Source organism: Oceanihabitans sediminis (assembly GCF_003337215.1).
GTDB lineage: Bacteria > Bacteroidota > Bacteroidia > Flavobacteriales > Flavobacteriaceae > Oceanihabitans > Oceanihabitans sediminis.
The window spans coordinates 149,060-169,586 of the sequence record NZ_QPIG01000004.1 but is presented as its reverse complement, the minus strand read 5'-3'; the positions used below and the strand labels follow the sequence as shown (position 1 = coordinate 169,586).

At 32.5% G+C, this 20,527-nt stretch carries 25 protein-coding genes; 19 read left to right on the top strand and 6 right to left on the bottom strand.

Annotated elements, in window-relative coordinates:
* Positions 1–2 precede the first annotated feature (2 nt).
* The gene (locus tag DU428_RS10990) at positions 3–629 is read left to right on the top strand and encodes a DEAD/DEAH box helicase (protein ID WP_072350696.1); all 627 of its coding nucleotides are present in this window, start codon (positions 3–5) and stop codon (positions 627–629) included.
* Here the strand turns inward: DU428_RS10990 and DU428_RS10985 are convergent.
* Positions 619–1,014 (bottom strand): hypothetical protein, encoded by a 396-nt coding sequence (locus tag DU428_RS10985; protein WP_072350697.1) that lies wholly within the window; start codon positions 1,012–1,014, stop codon positions 619–621. The genes DU428_RS10990 and DU428_RS10985 overlap by 11 nt on opposite strands.
* A gap of 119 nt (positions 1,015–1,133) precedes the next feature.
* On the opposite strand from DU428_RS10985, the gene DU428_RS10980 reads away from it, so the two are divergent.
* Both DU428_RS10980 and DU428_RS10975 read left to right on the top strand, forming a co-directional pair.
* Positions 1,134–1,574 carry an Lrp/AsnC family transcriptional regulator gene (locus DU428_RS10980; protein WP_072350851.1) on the top strand — a complete coding sequence of 147 codons (441 nt, stop codon included), beginning with the start codon at positions 1,134–1,136 and terminating at the stop codon, positions 1,572–1,574.
* 86 nt (positions 1,575–1,660) lie between these two features.
* Positions 1,661–2,260 carry a DUF1684 domain-containing protein gene (locus DU428_RS10975; protein ID WP_113966355.1) on the top strand — a complete coding sequence of 200 codons (600 nt, stop codon included), beginning with the start codon at positions 1,661–1,663 and terminating at the stop codon, positions 2,258–2,260.
* 13 nt (positions 2,261–2,273) lie between these two features.
* Here the strand turns inward: DU428_RS10975 and crcB are convergent, their stop codons facing one another.
* Positions 2,274–2,639: a fluoride efflux transporter CrcB gene (gene crcB, locus DU428_RS10970; protein ID WP_072350699.1), complete on the bottom strand. Its 366-nt coding sequence runs from the start codon at positions 2,637–2,639 to the stop codon at positions 2,274–2,276.
* A 322-nt stretch (positions 2,640–2,961) separates the two neighbouring features.
* On the opposite strand from crcB, the gene DU428_RS10960 reads away from it, so the two are divergent.
* Positions 2,962–3,348 (top strand): pyrophosphohydrolase domain-containing protein, encoded by a 387-nt coding sequence (locus DU428_RS10960; protein WP_072350701.1) that lies wholly within the window; start codon positions 2,962–2,964, stop codon positions 3,346–3,348.
* 55 nt (positions 3,349–3,403) lie between these two features.
* Here DU428_RS10960 and DU428_RS10955 read toward each other — a convergent pair whose 3' ends face one another.
* Positions 3,404–4,477, bottom strand: a complete 1,074-nt coding sequence (locus DU428_RS10955; RefSeq protein WP_072350702.1) for a branched-chain amino acid aminotransferase — start codon at positions 4,475–4,477, stop codon at positions 3,404–3,406.
* A gap of 127 nt (positions 4,478–4,604) precedes the next feature.
* Here DU428_RS10955 and DU428_RS10950 point away from each other — a divergent pair, with 127 nt between their 5' ends.
* The 3 genes from DU428_RS10950 to mnmD are packed head-to-tail and all read left to right on the top strand — an operon-like array spanning position 4,605 to position 6,243.
* Complete coding sequence (locus DU428_RS10950; protein ID WP_113966354.1) at positions 4,605–5,117, top strand: DUF4920 domain-containing protein; 513 nt, start codon at positions 4,605–4,607, stop codon at positions 5,115–5,117.
* A 4-nt stretch (positions 5,118–5,121) separates the two neighbouring features.
* Complete coding sequence (locus DU428_RS10945; protein WP_113966353.1) at positions 5,122–5,559, top strand: hypothetical protein; 438 nt, start codon at positions 5,122–5,124, stop codon at positions 5,557–5,559.
* Between the two features lie 6 nt (positions 5,560–5,565).
* A complete protein-coding gene (gene mnmD, locus DU428_RS10940; protein WP_072350705.1) occupies positions 5,566–6,243 on the top strand; it encodes a tRNA (5-methylaminomethyl-2-thiouridine)(34)-methyltransferase MnmD in 678 nt (225 codons plus the stop codon).
* A gap of 76 nt (positions 6,244–6,319) precedes the next feature.
* Here the strand turns inward: mnmD and DU428_RS10935 are convergent, their stop codons facing one another.
* Complete coding sequence (locus DU428_RS10935; RefSeq protein WP_113966417.1) at positions 6,320–6,976, bottom strand: YceI family protein; 657 nt, start codon at positions 6,974–6,976, stop codon at positions 6,320–6,322.
* Positions 6,977–7,202: 226 nt separating this feature from the next.
* On the opposite strand from DU428_RS10935, the gene DU428_RS10930 reads away from it, so the two are divergent.
* From DU428_RS10930 to DU428_RS10885, 10 genes are all read left to right on the top strand, one after another.
* Positions 7,203–7,745 carry a nucleotide exchange factor GrpE gene (locus DU428_RS10930; protein ID WP_072350706.1) on the top strand — a complete coding sequence of 181 codons (543 nt, stop codon included), beginning with the start codon at positions 7,203–7,205 and terminating at the stop codon, positions 7,743–7,745.
* 7 nt (positions 7,746–7,752) lie between these two features.
* Entirely contained in the window at positions 7,753–8,883 is a 1,131-nt protein-coding gene (gene dnaJ, locus DU428_RS10925) for a molecular chaperone DnaJ (RefSeq protein ID WP_072350707.1), read from the top strand.
* Between the two features lie 341 nt (positions 8,884–9,224).
* A complete protein-coding gene (locus DU428_RS10920) occupies positions 9,225–10,151 on the top strand; it encodes an ABC transporter ATP-binding protein (protein WP_072350708.1) in 927 nt (308 codons plus the stop codon).
* 3 nt (positions 10,152–10,154) lie between these two features.
* Positions 10,155–11,465, top strand: coding sequence for an ABC transporter permease (locus tag DU428_RS10915; protein WP_072350709.1), 1,311 nt, complete (start codon positions 10,155–10,157; stop codon positions 11,463–11,465).
* Positions 11,465–12,295, top strand: a complete 831-nt coding sequence (locus DU428_RS10910; RefSeq protein ID WP_072350710.1) for a mechanosensitive ion channel family protein — start codon at positions 11,465–11,467, stop codon at positions 12,293–12,295. Before DU428_RS10915 ends, DU428_RS10910 begins: the two co-directional genes overlap by 1 nt.
* A gap of 3 nt (positions 12,296–12,298) precedes the next feature.
* Complete coding sequence (locus DU428_RS10905) at positions 12,299–13,462, top strand: sigma-54-dependent transcriptional regulator (RefSeq protein ID WP_072350711.1); 1,164 nt, start codon at positions 12,299–12,301, stop codon at positions 13,460–13,462.
* 170 nt (positions 13,463–13,632) lie between these two features.
* Positions 13,633–14,469 carry a PPK2 family polyphosphate kinase gene (locus tag DU428_RS10900; protein WP_394340978.1) on the top strand — a complete coding sequence of 279 codons (837 nt, stop codon included), beginning with the start codon at positions 13,633–13,635 and terminating at the stop codon, positions 14,467–14,469.
* A gap of 2 nt (positions 14,470–14,471) precedes the next feature.
* Entirely contained in the window at positions 14,472–14,840 is a 369-nt protein-coding gene (locus DU428_RS10895; protein ID WP_072350713.1) for a hypothetical protein, read from the top strand.
* Between the two features lie 68 nt (positions 14,841–14,908).
* A complete protein-coding gene (locus tag DU428_RS10890; RefSeq protein ID WP_113966352.1) occupies positions 14,909–15,331 on the top strand; it encodes a hypothetical protein in 423 nt (140 codons plus the stop codon).
* Positions 15,332–15,378: 47 nt separating this feature from the next.
* Positions 15,379–16,782: a M20/M25/M40 family metallo-hydrolase gene (locus tag DU428_RS10885; RefSeq protein WP_072350715.1), complete on the top strand. Its 1,404-nt coding sequence runs from the start codon at positions 15,379–15,381 to the stop codon at positions 16,780–16,782.
* Between the two features lie 42 nt (positions 16,783–16,824).
* Here the strand turns inward: DU428_RS10885 and DU428_RS10880 are convergent, their stop codons facing one another.
* On the bottom strand, positions 16,825–17,343 hold the full coding sequence (locus DU428_RS10880) for a hypothetical protein (RefSeq protein ID WP_072350716.1): 519 nt from the start codon (positions 17,341–17,343) through the stop codon (positions 16,825–16,827).
* Positions 17,344–17,688: 345 nt separating this feature from the next.
* Here DU428_RS10880 and DU428_RS10875 point away from each other — a divergent pair, with 345 nt between their 5' ends.
* Positions 17,689–18,699: a T9SS type A sorting domain-containing protein gene (locus tag DU428_RS10875; protein ID WP_113966351.1), complete on the top strand. Its 1,011-nt coding sequence runs from the start codon at positions 17,689–17,691 to the stop codon at positions 18,697–18,699.
* 130 nt (positions 18,700–18,829) lie between these two features.
* On the top strand, positions 18,830–20,020 hold the full coding sequence (gene sucC / locus DU428_RS10870) for an ADP-forming succinate--CoA ligase subunit beta (RefSeq protein WP_072350718.1): 1,191 nt from the start codon (positions 18,830–18,832) through the stop codon (positions 20,018–20,020).
* Positions 20,021–20,117: 97 nt separating this feature from the next.
* Here the strand turns inward: sucC and DU428_RS10865 are convergent, their stop codons facing one another.
* Positions 20,118–20,378: a DUF1456 family protein gene (locus tag DU428_RS10865; protein ID WP_072350719.1), complete on the bottom strand. Its 261-nt coding sequence runs from the start codon at positions 20,376–20,378 to the stop codon at positions 20,118–20,120.
* Positions 20,379–20,527 lie beyond the last annotated feature (149 nt).

The window sequence follows — 20,527 nt, the reverse complement described above, 5'->3', positions numbered from 1 at the left end:
TCATGTCTTTTAAAAAACTAAATCCATTACTTAAAGAAGCAATAGAAAACCAGGGCTTTGAAGCACCTTTAGCTTTTCAAAAGAAAATATTACCAAAAATAAAAGGAGGCGCAAATGTATACGGTATTGCCCCAAAAGGTTTTGGTAAAACGACTGCTTTAATCATGGGAACTATTCAGAAATTAAATGCGGAAGCTTTTGAAGATTCTCCTAGAGCATTGATTTTAGTTAGAGATAAAGCAGCAGCTTTAGAATTAAAAGAAGAATTTGAGAAATTCACGCGAAATACCGATTTAAGAATCTATACGGCTTATGAAGAGCATGATTTAGAAAAGCAACGTGAAGAAATTTATTACGGAGTAGATATCTTAATTGCAACACCAACACGCTTAAACAGATTGTATTTTCTAAATAGTGTGCATCTTGGACAGTTAAAATTATTCGCGCTTCATGATGCTGAATTTTTAATTAGAAATAATTATAATAATGATGTATTGCGAGTAACCGAAAGTTTACAGAAATGCCAATACGTGATTATTGCAGAAGAAATGCATGAGAAGTATAAAAGACTACAAGAATCTTTTATGTACAATGCATATCTTATTAAAATGAAAGATGCTACAAAGTAAGCATCCAGCTATTTTGAAGCTTTTTAAAAGTCCTAATTTCTTTTCTTAAAATAGGAATATAATCTTTCCCGTTGCTATTACATTTTTCCAAGCGTTTGCAATGGCTGTATAATCTGTTGGTAAGTTTTCTTAAAGAAGCAACGTGCTTCAGCTTTTTTTCTGCTGCACGTTCCATTTCTGCATTAATAATTTCCGGACCTAAGGAAACAGAATGTTGAACGATATCTCCTGAAAAATAGATGTTTATATCTTCGCTTCCGTCTTCTTTTAAAACAGCTAAATCCTGATTTAAATACGTGGAAATATTTCTAGATAAGTCAAAGATTTGCAAGGCCTTCTTATATATAGGCAAGTCAGAAAGATGCGATGGAATATGAGTTAACATGTTCTATTTTTCGGTTTACCTCAAATTTAGTCACTAAATAACATTAAATGCTTTTGATTTTAATGTAAATTATTATATTTGACTTAATAATTAAAGAATAATTGATTAAAACTTTAGAAATGAAGGTAGATGACATTAATTGGAAAATTTTAACATGTTTGCAGGAAAATTCACGGCAGTCAAATGCAGCTATCGGAAGACAGGTTGGTATCTCGTCACCTGCTGTTTCTGAGCGAATTAAGAAGATGGAAGACCTGGGTTTGATACAAAATCATATCACATTAATTTCGCCTTTTGAGGTTGGATATCAGTTAAAAGCATTAATCACTTTACATGCTTTTATGGGAATGTTAAAGCCTTTTTTGGAAAAAGTAAAAACCTTTGATGAGGTAGTAAATTGTTACAGGATTACGGGGAACGAAAACATAGTTATGGAGGTGGTTTTAAAAAACCAAAAGCACTTAGAAACTTTTATCGATCAACTGATTGTGTATGGAGAAAGTAAAACCCAAATTGTACTCTCTCACGTGGTGAAAAACAATAAAATCAAGAAGCCTTAATGCTATAATTAGCAATTAGGAAGCTATAATTTACAAAGCTATTCCTTATCTTTAAACTTTATATTTTAAGTTGAAAATACTCCCAAATGAAAAATTTAATTTACTTGTTTTTATGTATTTCTGTTTTTTCTTGTAACGATGGAAAACAACCTATTTTAGGAGATACAGAATGGCAAAGAGAGAAAAATGCAGAATTTAAAGACGCATCTAAGTCCCCTTTAAAAAGTAGAGATAGAAAGAATTTTAAGTCCCTAGATTTCTTTAAGTTTGATTCTACTTTTGTAGTGGAAGCAATATTAAAACGCACACCAGGCTCTGAGTGGTTTGATATGGAAACTACTACAGAGCGTGTTTCTAAAGAACGTGTATACGGAATTATTACTTTTAAGATAAACGGAAACACCTATAGTTTAAATGTGTACCAAGGTCAGGAAATGATGCAAGAAAAGGGTTTTGAGGATTATTTATTTCTTCCTTACTCTGATAAATCTAATGGAGAAACTACCTATGGTGGAGGTCGTTATTTAGACTTACGTATTCCGGAAGGGGATACCATGGTTATAGATTTTAATAAAACCTATAATCCATATTGTGTTTATAATGAAAAATATTCTTGTCCGTTAGTACCTTTAGAAAATTATATAGACGAAGAAATACATGCGGGTATGAAGAATTTTATTCCGTAGATTTTTATATTCTTTACTTTACTAAGAACATTCCAAAGAAAACAGCTAAAAAACCTAGTACAAAACTAGCAATGGTATAAATAGCGAAGCTGGTAAAGTCTCCAGTTTTTAAAAACAGATGATTTTCATAAGCGAAGGTAGAGAAGGTGGTAAATCCGCCACAAAAACCTGTAGCTAATAACAATGTTTGGTTTGAAGATAAGGTATTGTTTTTTAAAGCGTAGCCTAGAATACAACCGATAAGTAAACTTCCTAAGATGTTTGCTAAAAAGGTTCCGTAGGGAATGCCGTTTTCAGTACTGTTTAAGTATTTGCCGATGATATAGCGTAATACGCTACCAAAACCACCACCTAAAAAAACTAGTAACAATTGCTTCATGTTAGCAAATGTAAATAAAAAAATATGTTTTTATTTAAGTTAATGTTAGAATGGTTTAGGTGAAAAAGTATTTGATTGAAGCTATAAATAGAATAAAACAAATAAAGGCAAGCAGCACCCATAAACTACCTTTATAGTGTTGTCTATGCAATTTTAGGTCTTTACGATAAGTATAACCAATTGCAATTATAAATACGATTGCAAATAAAATTCCGAATACGATTTGACCGTTACTAAACATATATCTATTTTTAAGCAAAATTAATAAATTAATAACGATAAGGTTTCCGTTTTTACGGAAATTGCTAAACAAAATTTCTCCATGAAAAATAAAATTGAAGCAGTTAAAGCATTTCACAGCGCATTTAAAATAGGACACAGAGAAAGCCCAAAGGCAGATTTGGGTTTAGAAAAAAATATGCTTCGTTATAAACTCATGCGAGAGGAGAACGAAGAGTATTTGGAAGCAGCAAATAACAACGATTTAGTTGAGGTTGCAGATGCTTTAGGTGACATGTTGTATATATTATGCGGAACTATCATAGAGCATGGTATGCAGCATAAAATTGAAGAGGTTTTTAACGAGATTCAAAAAAGTAATATGAGTAAACTAGGGGAGGATGGTGAACCTATTTACAGAGAAGATGGCAAGGTTTTAAAAGGGCCAAACTATTTTAAGCCAAATATTGCAGCCATTTTAGAAAAGTAAAATAAAAAAAGAGAAGCAACAGCTTCTCTTTTTTTTATTTATAAACTTAAAGGTTTTATTTTTCAACTTTAACACGCCAAGCATGCTTGTCTTCTGTTCTGTTGTATTGAATATCTGTTAATTTCTTTTTAAAGAAAGTAGCATAAGAATCTTCTTGTTCTTCTAACTTAAAAGTTTCCTCACCATGTTTGAAATCAGAAATAGGACTAACAGCAGCTGCAGTTCCACTTCCAAAAATTTCTTTTAAGCTACCATTTTTCGCAGCTTCTTTAATTTCTTTTACAGAAACAGGTCTTACTTCAACCGCAACATTATTATCTTTTGCTAATTGAATAATACTTTTTCTAGTAATACCATCTAAAATTCTGTCAGATGTTGGCGCAGTAAGTAAAGTATCATTTACTCTAAAGAAAATATTCATGGTACCAGCTTCTTCTAGATACTCATGAGTATTAGCGTCTGTCCAAATAATTTGTTGGTACCCTTCTTTTTGTACTAAGCTAGTTGGGTAAAACTGTGCAGCATAATTACCTGCTGCTTTAGCAAATCCAACTCCACCATTAGCAGAACGGCTATAGTCTTGAGCAAAAACAACACTTACTTTTCCTTTGTAATATGATTTCACAGGAGAGCAAATGATCATGAATTTAAACTCGTTTGCAGGAGATGCAGAAATTGCTGGTTCTGTAGCAATTACAAATGGTCTAATATAAAGAGCGTTTCCTTCTCCTTTTTTAATCCAATCTCTTTCTAAATCAATAAGAGCACTTAATCCGTTTAAGAAATATTCTTTTGGAAATTCAGGAATAGCTAATCTTTTGGCAGAAATATTTATTCTATTAAAGTTGTCTTCTGGTCTAAATAACCAAACATCATCCATATCATCTTTAAAGGCTTTCATACCTTCAAAAACTGCTTGTCCGTAATGGAATACTCTAGCAGAAGGATCTAAGGTAAGCGGCTGGTATGGAGTGATTTTAGGTGTTTGCCATTTGCCATCTTTAAAATCACAAGAAAACATATGGTCTGTAAACTCACGACCAAAAGCGATGCTTTCAAAATCTACAGAGTTAATTTTCGACTCGTTTACTGTAGTTATTTCCATATTATTTATAATAGCATTATTCATATTAAGTAATGATCTAAAAATTAATTTGCAAAAGTACAGAATAATAGCATTAAATTAAAGTCTTTGCAGTTTTAAAAAAACATTATCTTTACCATTAGTTATAAAATATATAAATCAAAAAAAAATAATGAAAAAAATCTTATTAACAGTCATGCTTCTAAGTGTATTTGTCGCTTGTAAGAAAGAAGGGAAAACTACTGATACTGAAGTGACAGAAGTACAAACAGAAGAAGTGAATTATATGTCCTTTGGAGAGGAAATTATAGCAGACGATGCAGTTTCTGCGGTATCTATGGCAGAACATTACAAGGCTATGCATGTAGGAGATAGTATACACTCCAAAATGATAGCAAAGGTGGATGAGGTTTGTCAAGCAAAAGGATGTTGGATGAAATTAAACTTAGAGAATGGAGAGCAGGTAATGGTGAAGTTTAAAGATTACGGATTCTTTATGCCGAAAAATATTGCTGGACAAGAGGTAATTGTAAATGGAAAAGCTTATGTAAATGAAGTTTCTGTTGAAGAGTTACGTCATTATGCAGAAGATGCAGGAAAGTCTGCTGAAGAAATAGCCTTAATTACAATGCCAAAGAAAACCTATTCTTTTGAAGCAGACGGTGTTTTATTAGTAGAGGAGTAAATAAATGAAATACTTATTTTACTTCTTTTTTTTATCCTTTGTATTTAGTTGTGGTTCTACTGAAAAAAAGGAAAGGGAAACAACAAAACAAAAGAAGGTTTATGATATCTATGAACCTTCAGAAATGGCGATTCTGATGAATCAGATGTATAAACGAAATGAAGAGATTAAAAAGGAAATTCTAGCAGGCAAGATTCCGACAGAATTTCCTTCTGATTTTTTAGAAATTCACACAGCAAATCTTTCTGACTTTAAAGAGAGAAACGAAAAATTTGAAGCCTTTTCAAATTTATTTATTGAAGCTGAAAAAGAAATTTTTAATACAGCATCTGCGGTTCCTGTTGAAAATCGATTCAATAATGCAATAAATCTATGTATTTCCTGTCATCAAACGGAATGCACTGGACCCATACCAAGAATTAAAAAACTTATAATTAAGTAGTTTTATTTGAAACGAAAAATAATCATAACCGATGACGGCTCTAGCACGATTCAAATTCCAGAATGGAATGAGCAGTACCATTCTACACATGGTGCTATTCAAGAGGCGCAACATGTTTTTATAAAAAACGGTTTGCATTATTTTGTTAGCGAAAATAAAACTAAAACCATTGCTATTTTAGAAATTGGTTTCGGCACCGGATTAAATGCTTTTATTACCTTATTAGAATCCGAAAAACTAAAGCTGAATATTAACTATCATGGGGTTGAAGCTTATCCGGTAGCTTTAGAAGAGCTAAAGCAACTTAATTATGTTTCGCAACTACAAGCTTTTAAAAAGGAAGAGGCGTTTCATAAAATGCATGTTACTCCTTGGGGAGCAACTCACAGTATTACTGAATCCTTTCAACTACATAAAGAACAAAAAGACTTTTTAGAAATAACACATCAAGAAGCTTTCGATGTTATTTACTTTGATGCTTTTGGAGCCAGAGTACAACCTGAATTATGGACAGAGTTTGTATTCGAAATTATGTATAAGGCATTAAAACCAAATGGGGTTTTGGTAACATATGCTGCACGAGGAAGCGTTAAAAGAGCTCTAAAAAGTATAGGCTTCACTTTAGAGCGATTGGCAGGACCTCCAGGAAAAAGACATATGTTAAGGGCTGTGAAAAACGTATAAAATAAACAATAGGAAATATTATAAAACAAAAAAGCCATGCATATCGCATGGCTTTTTCTGTATATATAAATAAGTATTAAGCTTTAGTAGCTGTAACATCTATTTGTAATTCTATATCATCGTTAATGAACTTATCTCCTAAGTCATCAAAGAAAGATTTAGAGCCATATTTTACATTCCATTTAGAACGGTTGATTGTAAATGTTTCACTTGTGATAGATAAAGTATCTCCGTTTTCTTTTACAGTTACAGGAATAGTAATGTTGTTAGTAACATCTTTTAATTTTAAGTTTCCAGATAACATTGTTTTTCCTTCAACAGTTTCAAATCCTGTTACTTCAAAAGCAGCAGCTGGATATTTTTCAACATCAAAAAAGTCAGAACTTTTTAAGTGACCAGCTAACTTTGCGTTACCTTCGTCATCAGCAGGAATATCAAGAACATTGATAGAACTCATGTCAATTAAAAAAGTTCCGCTTTCTAAAGTTCCGTTGTTTACAGTTGCAATTCCACTTTCCAAAGAAATAGTTCCGTTGTGAGAACCAGTTGGTTTGTGTCCAATCCATTTAATAGAAGAAGCCTCTGTGTTTACTTTGTACTTTGTAGATACTTCTGTCATTTCTGTAGCAGCTTCTGCTTCAGTCGTTTTAGCTTCTTTAGCTTTATCTTTACAGCTTGATAATGATAAAGTCATTGCTGCAATTGTTAAGATTGTAAAAAATCTTGTTTTCATAATTAATAATAGTTTTAGTGTTAATGCTGCAAAAATAAGCAATTGTTCAAAATTATAGCTATAAAAGGATGTAAAATAATTTTGGTGACATTTTGACATTTTTATAATAATGGCAGTACTTTTGCCATCTAAGAAAAACAAATGAACTTTTAGGGATTTAGGTTTCATTTAATTTATGGAATAAAGGTTTATTAATAACATCAGTATTTAAAATTTAGGTACAAAAATGAGTAAGAAAGATAATAAAGAGCAAGTTGTTGATGAACAACAAGAGCAGGCTACGCAAGAGCAAGAAGCGGTAGAGACTCAAGAAATATCGGTAGAAGAAAAACTTCAAGAAGAGGTAAAACAAGAAAAAGAAAAGTTTTTACGTCTTTTTGCAGAGTTTGAAAATTATAAAAAACGAACAACTAGAGAGCGAATAGATTTATTTAAAACGGCAAGTGAGGATGTAATGTTGTCACTTTTACCAATTATTGATGATTTTGAACGCGCTATTTCTCATATTGAAGTTGATAAAAAAGCAGAAGAACTTAGTAAAGGAGTTAATTTAATTTATCAAAAACTACTTTCCACCCTAGAGAAAAAAGGTTTGTCTTTAGTAGAAGTAGCTCAAGGCGACTTGTTTGACGCAGATCATCATGAAGCTATAACACAAATCCCTTCACCTTCTGAAGATTTAAAAGGTAAAGTGGTTGATGTTGTAGAAAAAGGATACAAATTAGGAGACAAAATTATTCGTTTTCCAAAAGTTGTAATAGGACAATAAGACACATATGGCAAAAAGAGATTATTACGAAATATTAGGAATAAGCAAAAGCGCAACAGCTGCCGAAATTAAAAAAGCCTATAGAAAAATGGCTTTAAAGTATCATCCGGATAAAAATCCAGATGATAAAGAAGCTGAAACTAAGTTTAAGGAAGCGGCAGAAGCTTACGAAGTTTTAAGTAACGCAGACAAAAAAGCACGTTATGACCAATTTGGTCACCAAGCATTTGATGGTGCAGGTGGTTTTGGCGGCGGCGGTGGCATGAATATGGATGATATATTCAGTCAGTTTGGCGATATCTTTGGCGGAGCTTTTGGTGGAGGCGGAGGTTTCTCTGGTTTCTCTGGAGGTTTTGGTGGCGGACAACGTAGAGTGAAAGGAAGTAACTTACGTATTCGTGTAAAACTTACTTTAGAAGAAATTGCCAACGGTGTAGAAAAGAAAATTAAAGTAAAACGTAAGGTTCAAGCTGAAGGAACAACCTACAAGACGTGTTCTACATGTAATGGTTCTGGTCAAGTTACTAGAGTTACTAATACCATTTTAGGAAGAATGCAAACGGCAACTACATGTACAACTTGTGGTGGAGCAGGACAGAGTATAGACAAAAAACCAGCAGATGCAGACGCACAAGGTTTAAAGGTAAAAGAGGAAACTGTTTCTATAAAAATTCCAGCAGGGGTTGTAGATGGAATGCAGCTTAAAGTTTCTGGTAAAGGAAACGAAGCTCCAGGTAATGGTGTTTCTGGTGATTTACTAGTAGCTATTGAAGAGCAAGCACACCCAACATTACAACGTGAAGGAGACAATTTACATTACGATATGTATGTAAGTGTACCAGATGCTGTTTTAGGAACTTCTAAAGAAATTGATACCGTAACAGGAAAAGTTAGAATTAAAGTAGAAGCTGGAGTGCAATCTGGTAAAATTTTACGCTTACGCGGAAAAGGAATACCAAGCATCAACGGTTATGGTACAGGAGATCTGTTAGTACATGTAAATGTATGGACACCTAAAACCTTAAGTAAGCAGCAAAAAGAATTTTTCGAGTCTATGCGTGAAGACGAACATTTTTCACCAAAACCAGAAAGTTCCGACAAATCTTTCTTCGAAAAAGTAAAAGATATGTTTTCTTAAGAAAACTAGTAAATTGATAAAAAATCCACTTCTAAAGTGGATTTTTTATTTTATATAAATGTAAGAATTTAGAAAATGTTAAGATTTTGTGAAAAAAAATACTATATTTGATAATCTCACTAATTAATTAGTGATAATTTTTCTTTTTCATAGCAATTTTTTCCCATCCTTCTATTTTTTAATTAAAGGGTGGGTTTTGTTTTTTGGAGTTTTTACTATTATCTTCTTAAAATAAATTTAATGCATGCAAATTCTCTTGTAACATTTTCTATATTTACACAAGCTGTTTGTTATTGCAACAATCAGCGTTCAGTAAAAAAGCAAAACAATAAATTCAAGCTATGAATAACCTCCTAGAGGCGCACTCGATTTCAAAAAAATTCGGAGATTTTACAGCGTTAAATAACGTTTCTATTTCTGTTCCTAAAGGAAGTATCTTTGGTTTACTAGGACCAAACGGAGCAGGAAAAACAACTCTTATACGTGTAATTAACCAAATTACCATGCCAGATACGGGGCATGTTATTTTAGATGGAGAACCATTACAACCACATCATGTGCAATATATTGGATATTTGCCAGAAGAACGCGGGTTGTATAAATCGATGAAGGTTGGTGAGCAAGCTTTATACTTAGCACAACTAAAAGGGCTGAGTAAAGCAGAAGCTAAAAAAAGATTAGAATATTGGTTTGAGCGTCTGGAGATAGGAGATTGGTGGAATAAGAAAATTCAAGAGCTTTCTAAAGGAATGGCGCAGAAAATTCAGTTTGTGGTTACTGTTTTACACGAGCCTAAACTGTTGATTTTTGATGAGCCTTTTTCAGGTTTCGACCCTATAAATGCAAATTTAATTAAAGACGAAATATTACGATTAAAAGAAAATGGAGCAACTGTAATATTTTCAACGCACAGAATGGAATCTGTAGAAGAATTATGTGATCATATAGCATTAATTCACAAGTCTAATAAAATATTAGATGGGAGGCTTACCGATATAAAACGTCAATATAAAACCAACACTTTTGAAGTAGGTATAAAAACTGCCGATAAAATAAAGCTTGCCGAAACTATTTCTCAAAAGTTTCATGCTTCTCTTACCGACTTTAAATCTTTAAATGATGATTTAAAGTTAAATATTAAACTTTCAGAAAAGGATTCGCCAAACAATTTATTAAGCTATTTAACCACACAAGGAGAAGTTTCGCATTTTGTAGAGCTTATTCCTAGTGCAAACGATATTTTTATACAAGCAGTTAAGAATAATTAATTTATGAATCATTTACCACTTATTATAAAACGAGAGTATTTAACAAAAGTTAAAAACAAGTCGTTTATTATAATGACTATTTTAAGTCCTATCATAATGATAGCGCTTATAGCTGTTGTAGCATACCTTTCTCAATTAAACAATAACAAAACAAGAACCCTATCTATATTAGATGAATCCGGATTGGTGTTTGATGTGTTTCAGGATAAAGAATATACCAAATATGATATTCTTGAAAACATCTCTTTAGATGATGCAAAAGAAGTTGTAGAAAGCGCTGGTACTTATGGGCTGCTTTATATTCCAAAGTACGATAGCATCAGTGAGTTAACAAAACATATAAAATTCTATTCAAAGGAAAGTCCTTCCTTATCTATTTTAACAGGTTTAGAAAGTAAGCTACAAGCTAAATTACGTGATGTAAAATTAGAAGAACAAGGAATAGATATAGAAAAGCTTAATGCTTCAAAAATTAGAATTAATATTTCTCAAGAGAGTTTTATAGGAGAAAAAACTTCCAAGATTGACAGTTATTTTAAATTAGGATTTGGTCTAGCTGCAGGGTATTTATTATTCATGTTTATTATCATTTATGGTAATATGATCATGCGTAGTATTATTGAAGAAAAGACCAGTAGGATTATTGAGGTGATTATATCTTCTGTAAAACCAATACAGTTAATGCTAGGTAAAATCATAGGAACTTCTTTAGCAGGATTAACTCAATTTGTTATTTGGTTGCTTATTGGTGGGGTTTTAATGACAGTGATTTCTATAGTATTTGGTGTAGATTTAATGCAGCAAACGCCACAGCAGCAAATGATGGAGCAGTCTATGGCAAATCCAGAAGTAGCAGCAGAAGTACAAAATGCAATGCATGCTTTTTATAATCTTCCTATCGGAAACTTAATCATTGCCTTCATTCTGTTTTTTATAGGAGGCTATTTATTATATAGTTCTCTTTATGCGGCAATAGGAGCGGCAGTAGATAATGAAACCGATACACAGCAATTTATGTTCCCTATCATTATGCCATTAGTATTGGCAGTTTATATCGGGGTGTTTACTGTAATTGAAGATCCGCACGGAACCGTTTCTACCATATTTTCGTTTATACCTTTTACTTCTCCGGTAGTTATGCTTATGCGAATTCCTTTTGGAGTTCCTATTTGGCAGCAAGCGGTGTCCTTTTTGCTATTAGTGGGAACCTTTATGTTTACCGTTTGGTTTGCAGCAAAAATATATAGAGTAGGTATTTTAATGTATGGTAAAAAACCTAGCTATAAAGAATTATTAAAATGGATTAAATACTAATGGAAGAAATTTTAAACCTAATAAATAAGTCCTTTAAGATTACAGAAAACATTGAGATTAGTGTTGCAGACATTATAATATTAATTGTTGTTTTAATCCTTACATCTTTAGTCTTAAAGATGCTTAGAAAAATAATTACTAGAAAACTACCTTATGATGATAGATTAAAATTTAAAGCTGTTTTTTCTTATGTCAAGTGGTTTAGTTATGTGCTAATTGTTATTCTTACACTTAATGCTGTAGGGGTAAATTTAAATCCGATTTTCGCCGCATCTGCAGCCTTATTAATAGGTGTTGGTTTGGCACTTCAAACCTTGTTTCAAGATATCATCTCCGGAATCTTTATTCTAACAGATCAAACTGTGCATGTAGGTGATATTATTGAATTAGACGGAAAAGTTGGTCGTGTAGAAGAAATTAAATTACGAACAACACGAGCAACAACAAAAGATAATAAAGTGTTAATCATTCCGAATCATTTATATTTAACAAACAGTTTATATAATTGGACGCAAAACGGGACAACAACAAGAGAAAGTGTAGCCGTTGGAGTAGCTTACGGAAGTGATATAAAACTAGTTGAAAGATTACTTTTACAAGTAGCAGAAGGACACGAATTAATTTTAGAAGATCCTGCGCCAAAAGTGCTTTTTACAAACTTTGGAGCTAGTTCTTTAGATTTTGTAGTTGTTTTTACACTTAACGATAGTTTTAATGCTCGATTTGTGCAAAGTGATGTTCGCTTTGAAATTGATAAATTATTTAGAGAAAACAATATTAGTATCCCTTTCCCACAAAGAGACATTCATATTATAGAAAACAAGAAATAAATTATGCCGAAAATATTAATAATAGAAGATGAAGCTGCAATTAGAAGGGTATTAGTTAAGATTCTTTCAGAAGAAAACGATACCTATCAAGTAGAAGAAGCTGAAGACGGTTTAATAGGAATCGAAAAAATAAAAAAAGATGACTATGATCTTGTGCTTTGCGATATTAAAATGCCAAAAATGGATGGTGTTGAGGTACTAGAAGCTGTTAAAAAGATTAAGCCAGAAATTCCAATGGTAATGATTTCTGGTCACGGAGATTTAGATACCGCAGTAAATACAATGCGTCTTGGTGCTTTCGATTATATTTCAAAACCGCCAGATTTAAACAGATTATTAAACACTGTTCGTATCGCTTTAGACCGAAAAGAATTAGTAGTTGAAAATAAAATGCTGAAAAAGAAAGTCAGTAAAAACTACGAAATGATTGGTGAAAGCGAAGCTATTTCTCAAATAAAAGATATTATAGAAAAAGTAGCGCATACCGATGCTCGTGTACTTATTACAGGTCCTAACGGAACAGGGAAAGAACTTGTAGCGCATTGGTTACACCAAAAGAGTGAGCGTTCCAAGGGACCAATGATTGAGGTGAACTGTGCGGCAATTCCTAGCGAATTGATAGAAAGTGAATTGTTTGGTCATGTAAAAGGAGCTTTTACAAGTGCCAATAAGGATCGAGCAGGAAAGTTTGAAGCAGCTAGCGGAGGAACCATTTTTCTTGATGAAATAGGAGATATGAGTCTTTCAGCACAAGCGAAAGTACTTCGTGCTTTGCAAGAAAGCAGAATTCAGCGTGTAGGTAGTGATAAAGATATTAAGGTAGATGTTAGAGTTGTTGCCGCAACCAATAAAAACCTTAAAAAAGAAATAGAAGAAGGAAACTTCCGAGAAGATTTATATCATAGGCTAGCAGTAATTTTAATCAAAGTGCCTTCTTTAAATGACAGGAGAGAAGACATTCCTTTATTAATTGAATATTTCGCTAAGAAGATTGCAACAGAACAAGGTACTGTACAAAAGAATTTTTCTTCAAAAGCAGTGAAGTTGTTGCAAGAATATGATTGGACAGGAAATATTCGTGAGTTACGAAATGTGGTGGAACGATTAATTATTCTTGGAGAAAAAGAAGTTAGCGAGAAAGATGTAAAAATGTTTGCAAGTAAATAATTGCTACTTGTTTAAAATCGAGTTATAAACAAAATGAAATTCAAAAAAGACACTAAAAATATAGTGTCTTTTTTAGTTTAACAGAAAATATTAATATCTTTAAGAGATAACATTAAAAGCCTTTAAAATTGAAAAAAGTAAAAATTCAAGATTTTAAAATTGAGTCAGAAATAGATATTTCTAAACTAGCAACAGCTATTGATTTAGAAGCAGATGAAGATGAAATAAAAAAGGAATTAAAAAAAGTAAGAAAAAAGCTTAGTAAAATACAAGATACCATGTATGCTCATGGTAAATATGCTGTTTTGGTATGTTTACAAGGAATGGATACAGCAGGGAAGGATAGCTTAATTCGTGAAGTGTTTAAAAATTTCAACGCAAGGGGAGTAGTGGTGCATAGTTTTAAAGTACCAACAGCACTTGAGTTAAAACATGATTTTATATGGAGGCATTATATTGCACTACCAGCTCGAGGAAAGTTTGGGGTGTTTAATAGAACCCACTATGAAAATGTACTAGTAACAAGAGTTCGTCCTACTTATGTTTTAGGCGAAAATCTACCAACAGTAAACTCCGTGGAAGATGTAAATGCCGATTTTTGGGATAAGCGTTTTGAGCAGATTAATAATTTCGAAAAACATATTGCCGATAACGGAACCATTATTTTTAAGTTCTTTCTAAACCTGTCTAAAGAGGAACAACGTAACAGGTTACTGCGCCGATTAGATAAAAAATCTAAAAATTGGAAATTCTCACCAGGAGATTTAGAAGAGCGTAAACTATGGAATGCTTACCAAGAATGTTATGAAGATGCTTTAAATAGAACTTCTAAAGCACATGCACCATGGTTTAATATTCCTGCAGATGATAAGCCGACAGCAAGATATATTGTTGCTAAAATTATGTATGACACTTTAAAAGAATATACAGACATTAAGGAGCCAGAATTAGATGATTCGCTCAAAGAAAATATTGAAATGTATAAAGAACAGCTAAAAAAAGAATAACTATGAAAATTAAAAACCTACTGTTAGTTTTTTTTTCTTTTCTAACATTCGCAACATTTGCGCAAGAGAAAAAGCGTGTTATAACTGAAAAAGCTGTAACAGAATTTGAAATTAAATCCAATAATTTAGAGGAGTTAATACATTATGATTGGAATAAAGTGAGAAAGATGTTTCAAGGCAATGATTTAGATCAAAACATATCCTTGTCCTTTATTTATGTAAATGAAGAAGAAAGAGATGCTTCAGAAGTAAGAGTAGATAATTTTGAACTTAAATTAAAAGGTAAAACTTCAGAGCTTGAAAAAATAATAAACAATCTTAAGAGCACCTTTGACGAGTTTTCAAAAATAGAGACAAACAATAAAGAATAATTCGGACATGACAATTCATTTCAAGTCCCGAAAGATTATCTGAATTAAAATAGATTATACTATTCTATATGAAAATAAAATATACTAAAAAACGCTTGAGAGTCGGTTTGATTTTTGGCCTTATATGGTTAGTTTATAGCTTATTCTTATTGCTTTCTAAAGAACGAGTTACTTGGATAGACTATGGTTTTGCGCTATTAACTGTAGTATATTTAGGGACCTATTTTTACGAACGTAAATACCAATATTTAACTATTAAAGATGGTGTTATAGGCTTAAGTCGCCCTTTTTTAAAAAAACAAATCACTCTGTCTGAAGTCATTCAATTTAAGAAATTTGCAGGCGATTATATTCTAAGAACAAAAGAAGAGGAGCTTGTTATAAACACTAAAATTATTGAAAGCGATTCTTTAGTTGCTTTAAGCAAAGTGTTAGAGCAGTTACAAGTTGAAGCGCAGTCAGCCGAAGAAAAAAGCAAATCTTTTAATTAACACTTTCTATTTTCTAATAAAATCCACTTCGAAAAAAAACAAAAATTATGAATCGAATACTTTACCTACTTATTTTTTTACTGTCCTTTAATACTTATGCGCAATCAGACGAAGAAGTCCTAAGAACCATTTATACACAATCATTAACTAACGGAAAAAGTTATGCGTGGTTAGATTATTTATCCAATCAAATAGGTGGTCGTTTATCGGGGTCTTTACAGGCAGAGCGAGCAGTTCAATGGGGAAAAGAAGAATTAGAAAAACTTGGTTTAGACAAAGTTTGGCTGCAAGAAGTGATGGTTCCTAAATGGGTTCGTGGTGCTAAAGAATACGCTTATATCGAATCCTCTAAAAAGCAAACCACGAATGTAAATATTTGTGCTCTTGGAGGATCTGTAGCAACCAACCCTTTAGGGTTAAAAGCAAAAGTAGTTGAGGTACATACCTTCGAGGACTTAGAAAAACTTGGCGAAGCGCAAATAAAAGGTAAAATAGTATTTTATAACAGGCCTATGCAACCGGAGTTAATTAGCACTTTTAGTTCTTACGGCGGTTGTGTTAACCAGCGTTATAGTGGTGCTGTTGAAGCAGCAAAGTACGGAGCGGTAGGAGTCATTGTTCGTTCCATGAGTTTACGTTTAGACGATCTTCCACATACAGGGAGTATGACTTATGGAAACTTGCCAGTTGAAAAAAGAATTCCGTCTGCAGCGATTAGTACCAATCATGCGGAGCTATTAAGCGCTTCTTTAAAGTTAGATAAGGATTTAGAGTTTTACTTTAAACAAAGCTGCACGCAATACGATGATGTATTATCTCATAATGTTATTGGTGAAATTACAGGAAGTGAGTTTCCTAATGAGTATTTTGTAGTTGGCGGACATTTAGATTCTTGGGATTTAGGAGACGGAGCTCATGATGATGGAGCAGGAGTAGTTCAGTCTATGGATGTATTAAGACTCTTAAAAGAATCAGGAATTAAGCCAAAGCGAAGCATTCGTGTGGTTTTATTTATGAACGAAGAAAACGGTTTACGTGGCGGAAGAAAATATGCTGAAGTGGCAAAACAAAAAGGTGAAAATCACGTATTTGCTTTAGAAAGTGATGCAGGAGGTTTTACTCCTAGAGGATTTAGTTTTGACTGTAGTGATGCAGATTTTGAACAGGTATTAAGTTGGAAGCCTTTGTTTAAGCCGTATCTAATTCACTATTTCGAAAAAGGAGGTAGCGGAGCAGATATTAGTCCATTAAAAACAGATAATAATGTACTATGTGGTTTACGTCCAGATTCGCAACGTTATTTTGATCACCACCATGCAGCAAGCGATACTTTTGATGCGGTTAACAAAAGAGAATTAGAGTTAGGAGCAGCAACGATGACTGCTTTAGTATATCTGTTTGACAAATATGGAACAAATCCATTGCCTAATCAAAGTGGAATAAAAAACTAGTTTTATTCCTTTTAGATAAAAAAGCTAAAGACTAATTATATACTACAAAGAGTCTTTAGCTTTTTTTTGTGCTTCAATTTGCTGAAGCTCTAAAACTAATTCACCTGTATCCCAGTAACCATATTCCAAGACTATTTTATCTTCAACAAACTGATAGGTGATATGTACGGGTATTTCAATTTTTTTATTGTTTACTAATAGATTTCCTTCCCAAATCCCCCAAAAATTCACCCAGTTTCTTCCATTATCATCTGTAATCATTTCGTACTCTCTTCTGTCATCTTCAAAAGCACGGGTTAAAAAGCTAGAATCATTAATCTTATGGTAAATAGGTAGGCTTTTCGCAGTAAAAAACATATCTCTAGTATTATAAAACACCTTAGCTGTATCTGCGTATTTCATTGTTAAGCTATCCCATTGTTGGTAATCATAATTGTTAATAGCAGCTTTTACTATTTCAATTTCTGGTGAGCTTTGTGTATAGCGCTGTGTTTTTTGTTCTGTATTGTTGCAGGAAACTAAAAAGAAAACTAGTACTCCTAATGTAATGACTTTTTTCATAAATCTAAAGTTTAAATTAATAATGCATTTCCCACAAAAGATAGATTTTAATTAATAGCACAAATGGAGCGGTGTAAAATTTTATTTTAATTAGTAATTATCCTAGGTAATTATAAATATACGAAATAATATTTTTAAATTATTGATTTTGAGCTAAATATAGCTTTTGGTTAACAGGTTGTTTTTTGCATTCTCTATATAAAAGAATAAGGTGAAGAAAATTTTTATTATGAATATATTTTCATAATTGGTAATTAATCGGTTATAGAGGTTTTATATAGATTTTTTTTCTTTTAGAAGCTTCCTTTAATTAATTTAAAGAACTATTAATTAATATTTTATCTCATGAAAATAAAACTACTTTATTTAATCTGTTTGGCTTCTAGTTTAAGTTTCGCACAAAGCATTTCCACCTTTAATAGCGTAAATATGTCCACTTACGCGGCTATAAACCCTGCTGTTATTGTAGATGATAATCCTAGTGGAGTAAATGCCATATGGAATTTTACTAATCTTAGCTCATCGACAGCTACTACCGATACTTATGCTTCGCCTTCTGCTACTGAAACCACCAATTACCCGGGAACTACTTTAGTTTATACAAATACGGTGCATACCACTTCTACTACAAGCAAAATTTATATGAAAGAAGCTTTAGGAGTTTTGTCGTTAACCGGAGCAAGTTCTGCAGATTTAGAGTTAAACTACGTTACAGATAATGCCGTTATAGGAGCTTTTCCTTTAAGTTATGGGTATACTAACTCCGATCCTGTAGCAGGAACCTTTACGAGTCCTAGCGCCTCTGGAACTTTTACAGGAGTTATTATAAGTAGTGTAGACGCCTATGGCACTTTAAATATGAACGATATAGGCGCTGGAGCATACTCAGGAATGGTTACTCGATTAAATACAGTGCAGGCATTGCAATTAAATATTTTTCCTTTCGGGAATGTCGGCACAGCTACCCAAACAACAAATAATTATTACGATAATAATAATGGCAATTTAGTATTCCGTAAATCGGTTGTAAATATTTCTGTGCCGCTATTAAGTATGAATGAAACTACAACAGTTTCCGAAAGTTTGCTAACTAATTTATTAAGAACAGATAGTATTATAGCTGAAGAAAAAGCCTTTAATATTTTTCCGAACCCAGTAATAGATACTTTCAGTATTCATACTTCAACTCCTGTGGTTATAGAGTCTATAAGTGTTTCCGATATAAACGGAAGACAACTACTTCATGAAAAAGGAAATATCACTTCTTTAAATATTAGTCCTTTACCAACCGGAATGTACTTTATTAGACTACAGACAAAAGCCGGCAGTATTAGCAAAAAAATTATTAAAAATTAAGCATATTTAAAAGTTCCAAGAAACATCTTAAAAATTATTGCTTAAAACCAATAGGTTGCTTACTTTTGTACCATTATAAATTCTTTGGAGCTTAAAGCGAAGAAGAGCTAAAATTTTATGTTTTAAACAGATGAATTTACACGAATATCAAGGAAAAGAACTATTAAGCAGTTTTGGAGTACGCATTCAAAGAGGAATTGTAGCTCAAACAGCTGAAGAAGCAGTTACTGCAGCAAAAAAATTAACGGAAGAAACTGGAACAGGTTGGCACGTAATTAAAGCACAGGTGCATGCTGGTGGACGCGGAAAAGGTGGAGGAGTAAAACTTGCTAAAAACTTAGAGCAAGTTCAAGAAATTGCAGGACAAATCATTGGAATGGATTTGGTAACACCGCAAACTTCTGCTGAAGGTAAACGTGTACATCAAGTATTAGTTGCTGAAGATGTGTATTACCCTGGAGATTCTGAACCAGAAGAATACTATATGTCTGTACTTTTAAACAGAGGAACAGGTAAAAATATGATTATGTATTCTACAGAAGGTGGAATGGATATCGAAACTGTAGCAGAGGAAACTCCGCATTTAATTTTTCATGAAGAAGTAGATCCAGCAGTAGGATTAATGCCTTTTCAAGCTAGACGAATTGCCTTTAACTTAGGTTTATCTGGTGTAGCTTTTAAAGAAATGACAAAATTCGTTTCTGCTTTATATACAGCATATGTAGAGTCTGATTCTTCATTATTTGAAATCAACCCAGTTTTAAAAACTAGTGATTCTAAAATAATGGCTGTAGATGCTAAAGTATCTTTAGATGATAACGCATTATTCAGACATAAAGATTTAGCTGCTTTACGTGATTTACGTGAAGAAAACCCAATTGAAGTGGAAGCTGGAGAGTTAGGACTTAACTATGTAGATCTTGACGGAAACGTTGGATGTATGGTTAACGGTGCTGGACTTGCAATGGCAACAATGGATTTAATTAAACAAGCAGGTGGAGAGCCAGCTAACTTCTTAGATGTTGGTGGTACTGCAGATGCTGCACGTGTTGAAGCGGCATTCCATATTATCTTAAAAGATCCTAATGTAAAAGCTATTTTAATTAATATCTTTGGTGGAATTGTACGTTGTGACAGAGTTGCTCAAGGGGTAATTGATGCTTACAAAAACATGGGAACTATTAATGTACCAATCATTGTACGTTTACAAGGAACAAATGCAGACATTGCTAAAGAATTAATTGATAATTCTGGATTAGATGTAATGAGTGCTACAGAATTCCAAGAAGCAGCAGATAAAGTACAACAAGTATTATCTTAATATACTTAACTTTAGATATATAAAACCAATTTTGGTTTCATAAAAAAGAGCAACTTTATAGTTGCTCTTTTTTTGTTTCCCTTATAAAGGATAATCATTATTTCTTTTCTGGAGTACTTGACTTTTTCTCTCCTTTTTTAGGCATAGGACCACGAAGGTGAATTACTAAACCGTTTAAAAAGTTTCTTAAAATCTGATCGCCGCATTCCATGTATTTTGGGTGATCTTCTTTTCTGAAAAAAGCATTTAATTCGCTTTTTCCAATCCTAAAATCTACTAAAGCTAAAATTTTAATAATGTCCTCGTCTCTAAGTTTGTGAGCTACTCTAAGTTTTTTGAAAATATCGTTGTTTGTCATTTTTAATGCAGTTTTAAACTGTAATATATGGAGTATTTATTTTTCTTGTAAAAAAAAATGCGGTTTTTAAATACTTGATTTTTAGTTGTTTGTGTTCGTTTTTTTTGGTGTAAAACTATAAAATTAATATAAAAACTATGAAATAACCT

Coding starts and splice junctions, on each gene's coding strand:
- DU428_RS10905 (WP_072350711.1), top strand. CDS start 12,299: ATGCCGAAAATATTAATAATAGAAGATGAAGCTGCAATTAGAAGGGTA.
- DU428_RS10930 (WP_072350706.1), top strand. CDS start 7,203: ATGAGTAAGAAAGATAATAAAGAGCAAGTTGTTGATGAACAACAAGAG.
- DU428_RS10915 (WP_072350709.1), top strand. CDS start 10,155: ATGAATCATTTACCACTTATTATAAAACGAGAGTATTTAACAAAAGTT.
- DU428_RS10880 (WP_072350716.1), bottom strand. CDS start 17,343: ATGAAAAAAGTCATTACATTAGGAGTACTAGTTTTCTTTTTAGTTTCC.
- dnaJ (WP_072350707.1), top strand. CDS start 7,753: ATGGCAAAAAGAGATTATTACGAAATATTAGGAATAAGCAAAAGCGCA.
- DU428_RS10960 (WP_072350701.1), top strand. CDS start 2,962: ATGAAAAATAAAATTGAAGCAGTTAAAGCATTTCACAGCGCATTTAAA.
- DU428_RS10945 (WP_113966353.1), top strand. CDS start 5,122: ATGAAATACTTATTTTACTTCTTTTTTTTATCCTTTGTATTTAGTTGT.
- DU428_RS10890 (WP_113966352.1), top strand. CDS start 14,909: ATGAAAATAAAATATACTAAAAAACGCTTGAGAGTCGGTTTGATTTTT.
- sucC (WP_072350718.1), top strand. CDS start 18,830: ATGAATTTACACGAATATCAAGGAAAAGAACTATTAAGCAGTTTTGGA.
- DU428_RS10935 (WP_113966417.1), bottom strand. CDS start 6,976: ATGAAAACAAGATTTTTTACAATCTTAACAATTGCAGCAATGACTTTA.
- DU428_RS10990 (WP_072350696.1), top strand. CDS start 3: ATGTCTTTTAAAAAACTAAATCCATTACTTAAAGAAGCAATAGAAAAC.
- DU428_RS10985 (WP_072350697.1), bottom strand. CDS start 1,014: ATGTTAACTCATATTCCATCGCATCTTTCTGACTTGCCTATATATAAG.
- DU428_RS10980 (WP_072350851.1), top strand. CDS start 1,134: ATGAAGGTAGATGACATTAATTGGAAAATTTTAACATGTTTGCAGGAA.
- crcB (WP_072350699.1), bottom strand. CDS start 2,639: ATGAAGCAATTGTTACTAGTTTTTTTAGGTGGTGGTTTTGGTAGCGTA.
- DU428_RS10920 (WP_072350708.1), top strand. CDS start 9,225: ATGAATAACCTCCTAGAGGCGCACTCGATTTCAAAAAAATTCGGAGAT.
- DU428_RS10975 (WP_113966355.1), top strand. CDS start 1,661: ATGAAAAATTTAATTTACTTGTTTTTATGTATTTCTGTTTTTTCTTGT.
- DU428_RS10865 (WP_072350719.1), bottom strand. CDS start 20,378: ATGACAAACAACGATATTTTCAAAAAACTTAGAGTAGCTCACAAACTT.
- DU428_RS10875 (WP_113966351.1), top strand. CDS start 17,689: ATGAAAATAAAACTACTTTATTTAATCTGTTTGGCTTCTAGTTTAAGT.
- DU428_RS10955 (WP_072350702.1), bottom strand. CDS start 4,477: ATGAATAATGCTATTATAAATAATATGGAAATAACTACAGTAAACGAG.
- DU428_RS10950 (WP_113966354.1), top strand. CDS start 4,605: ATGAAAAAAATCTTATTAACAGTCATGCTTCTAAGTGTATTTGTCGCT.
- DU428_RS10885 (WP_072350715.1), top strand. CDS start 15,379: ATGAATCGAATACTTTACCTACTTATTTTTTTACTGTCCTTTAATACT.
- DU428_RS10910 (WP_072350710.1), top strand. CDS start 11,465: ATGGAAGAAATTTTAAACCTAATAAATAAGTCCTTTAAGATTACAGAA.
- DU428_RS10895 (WP_072350713.1), top strand. CDS start 14,472: ATGAAAATTAAAAACCTACTGTTAGTTTTTTTTTCTTTTCTAACATTC.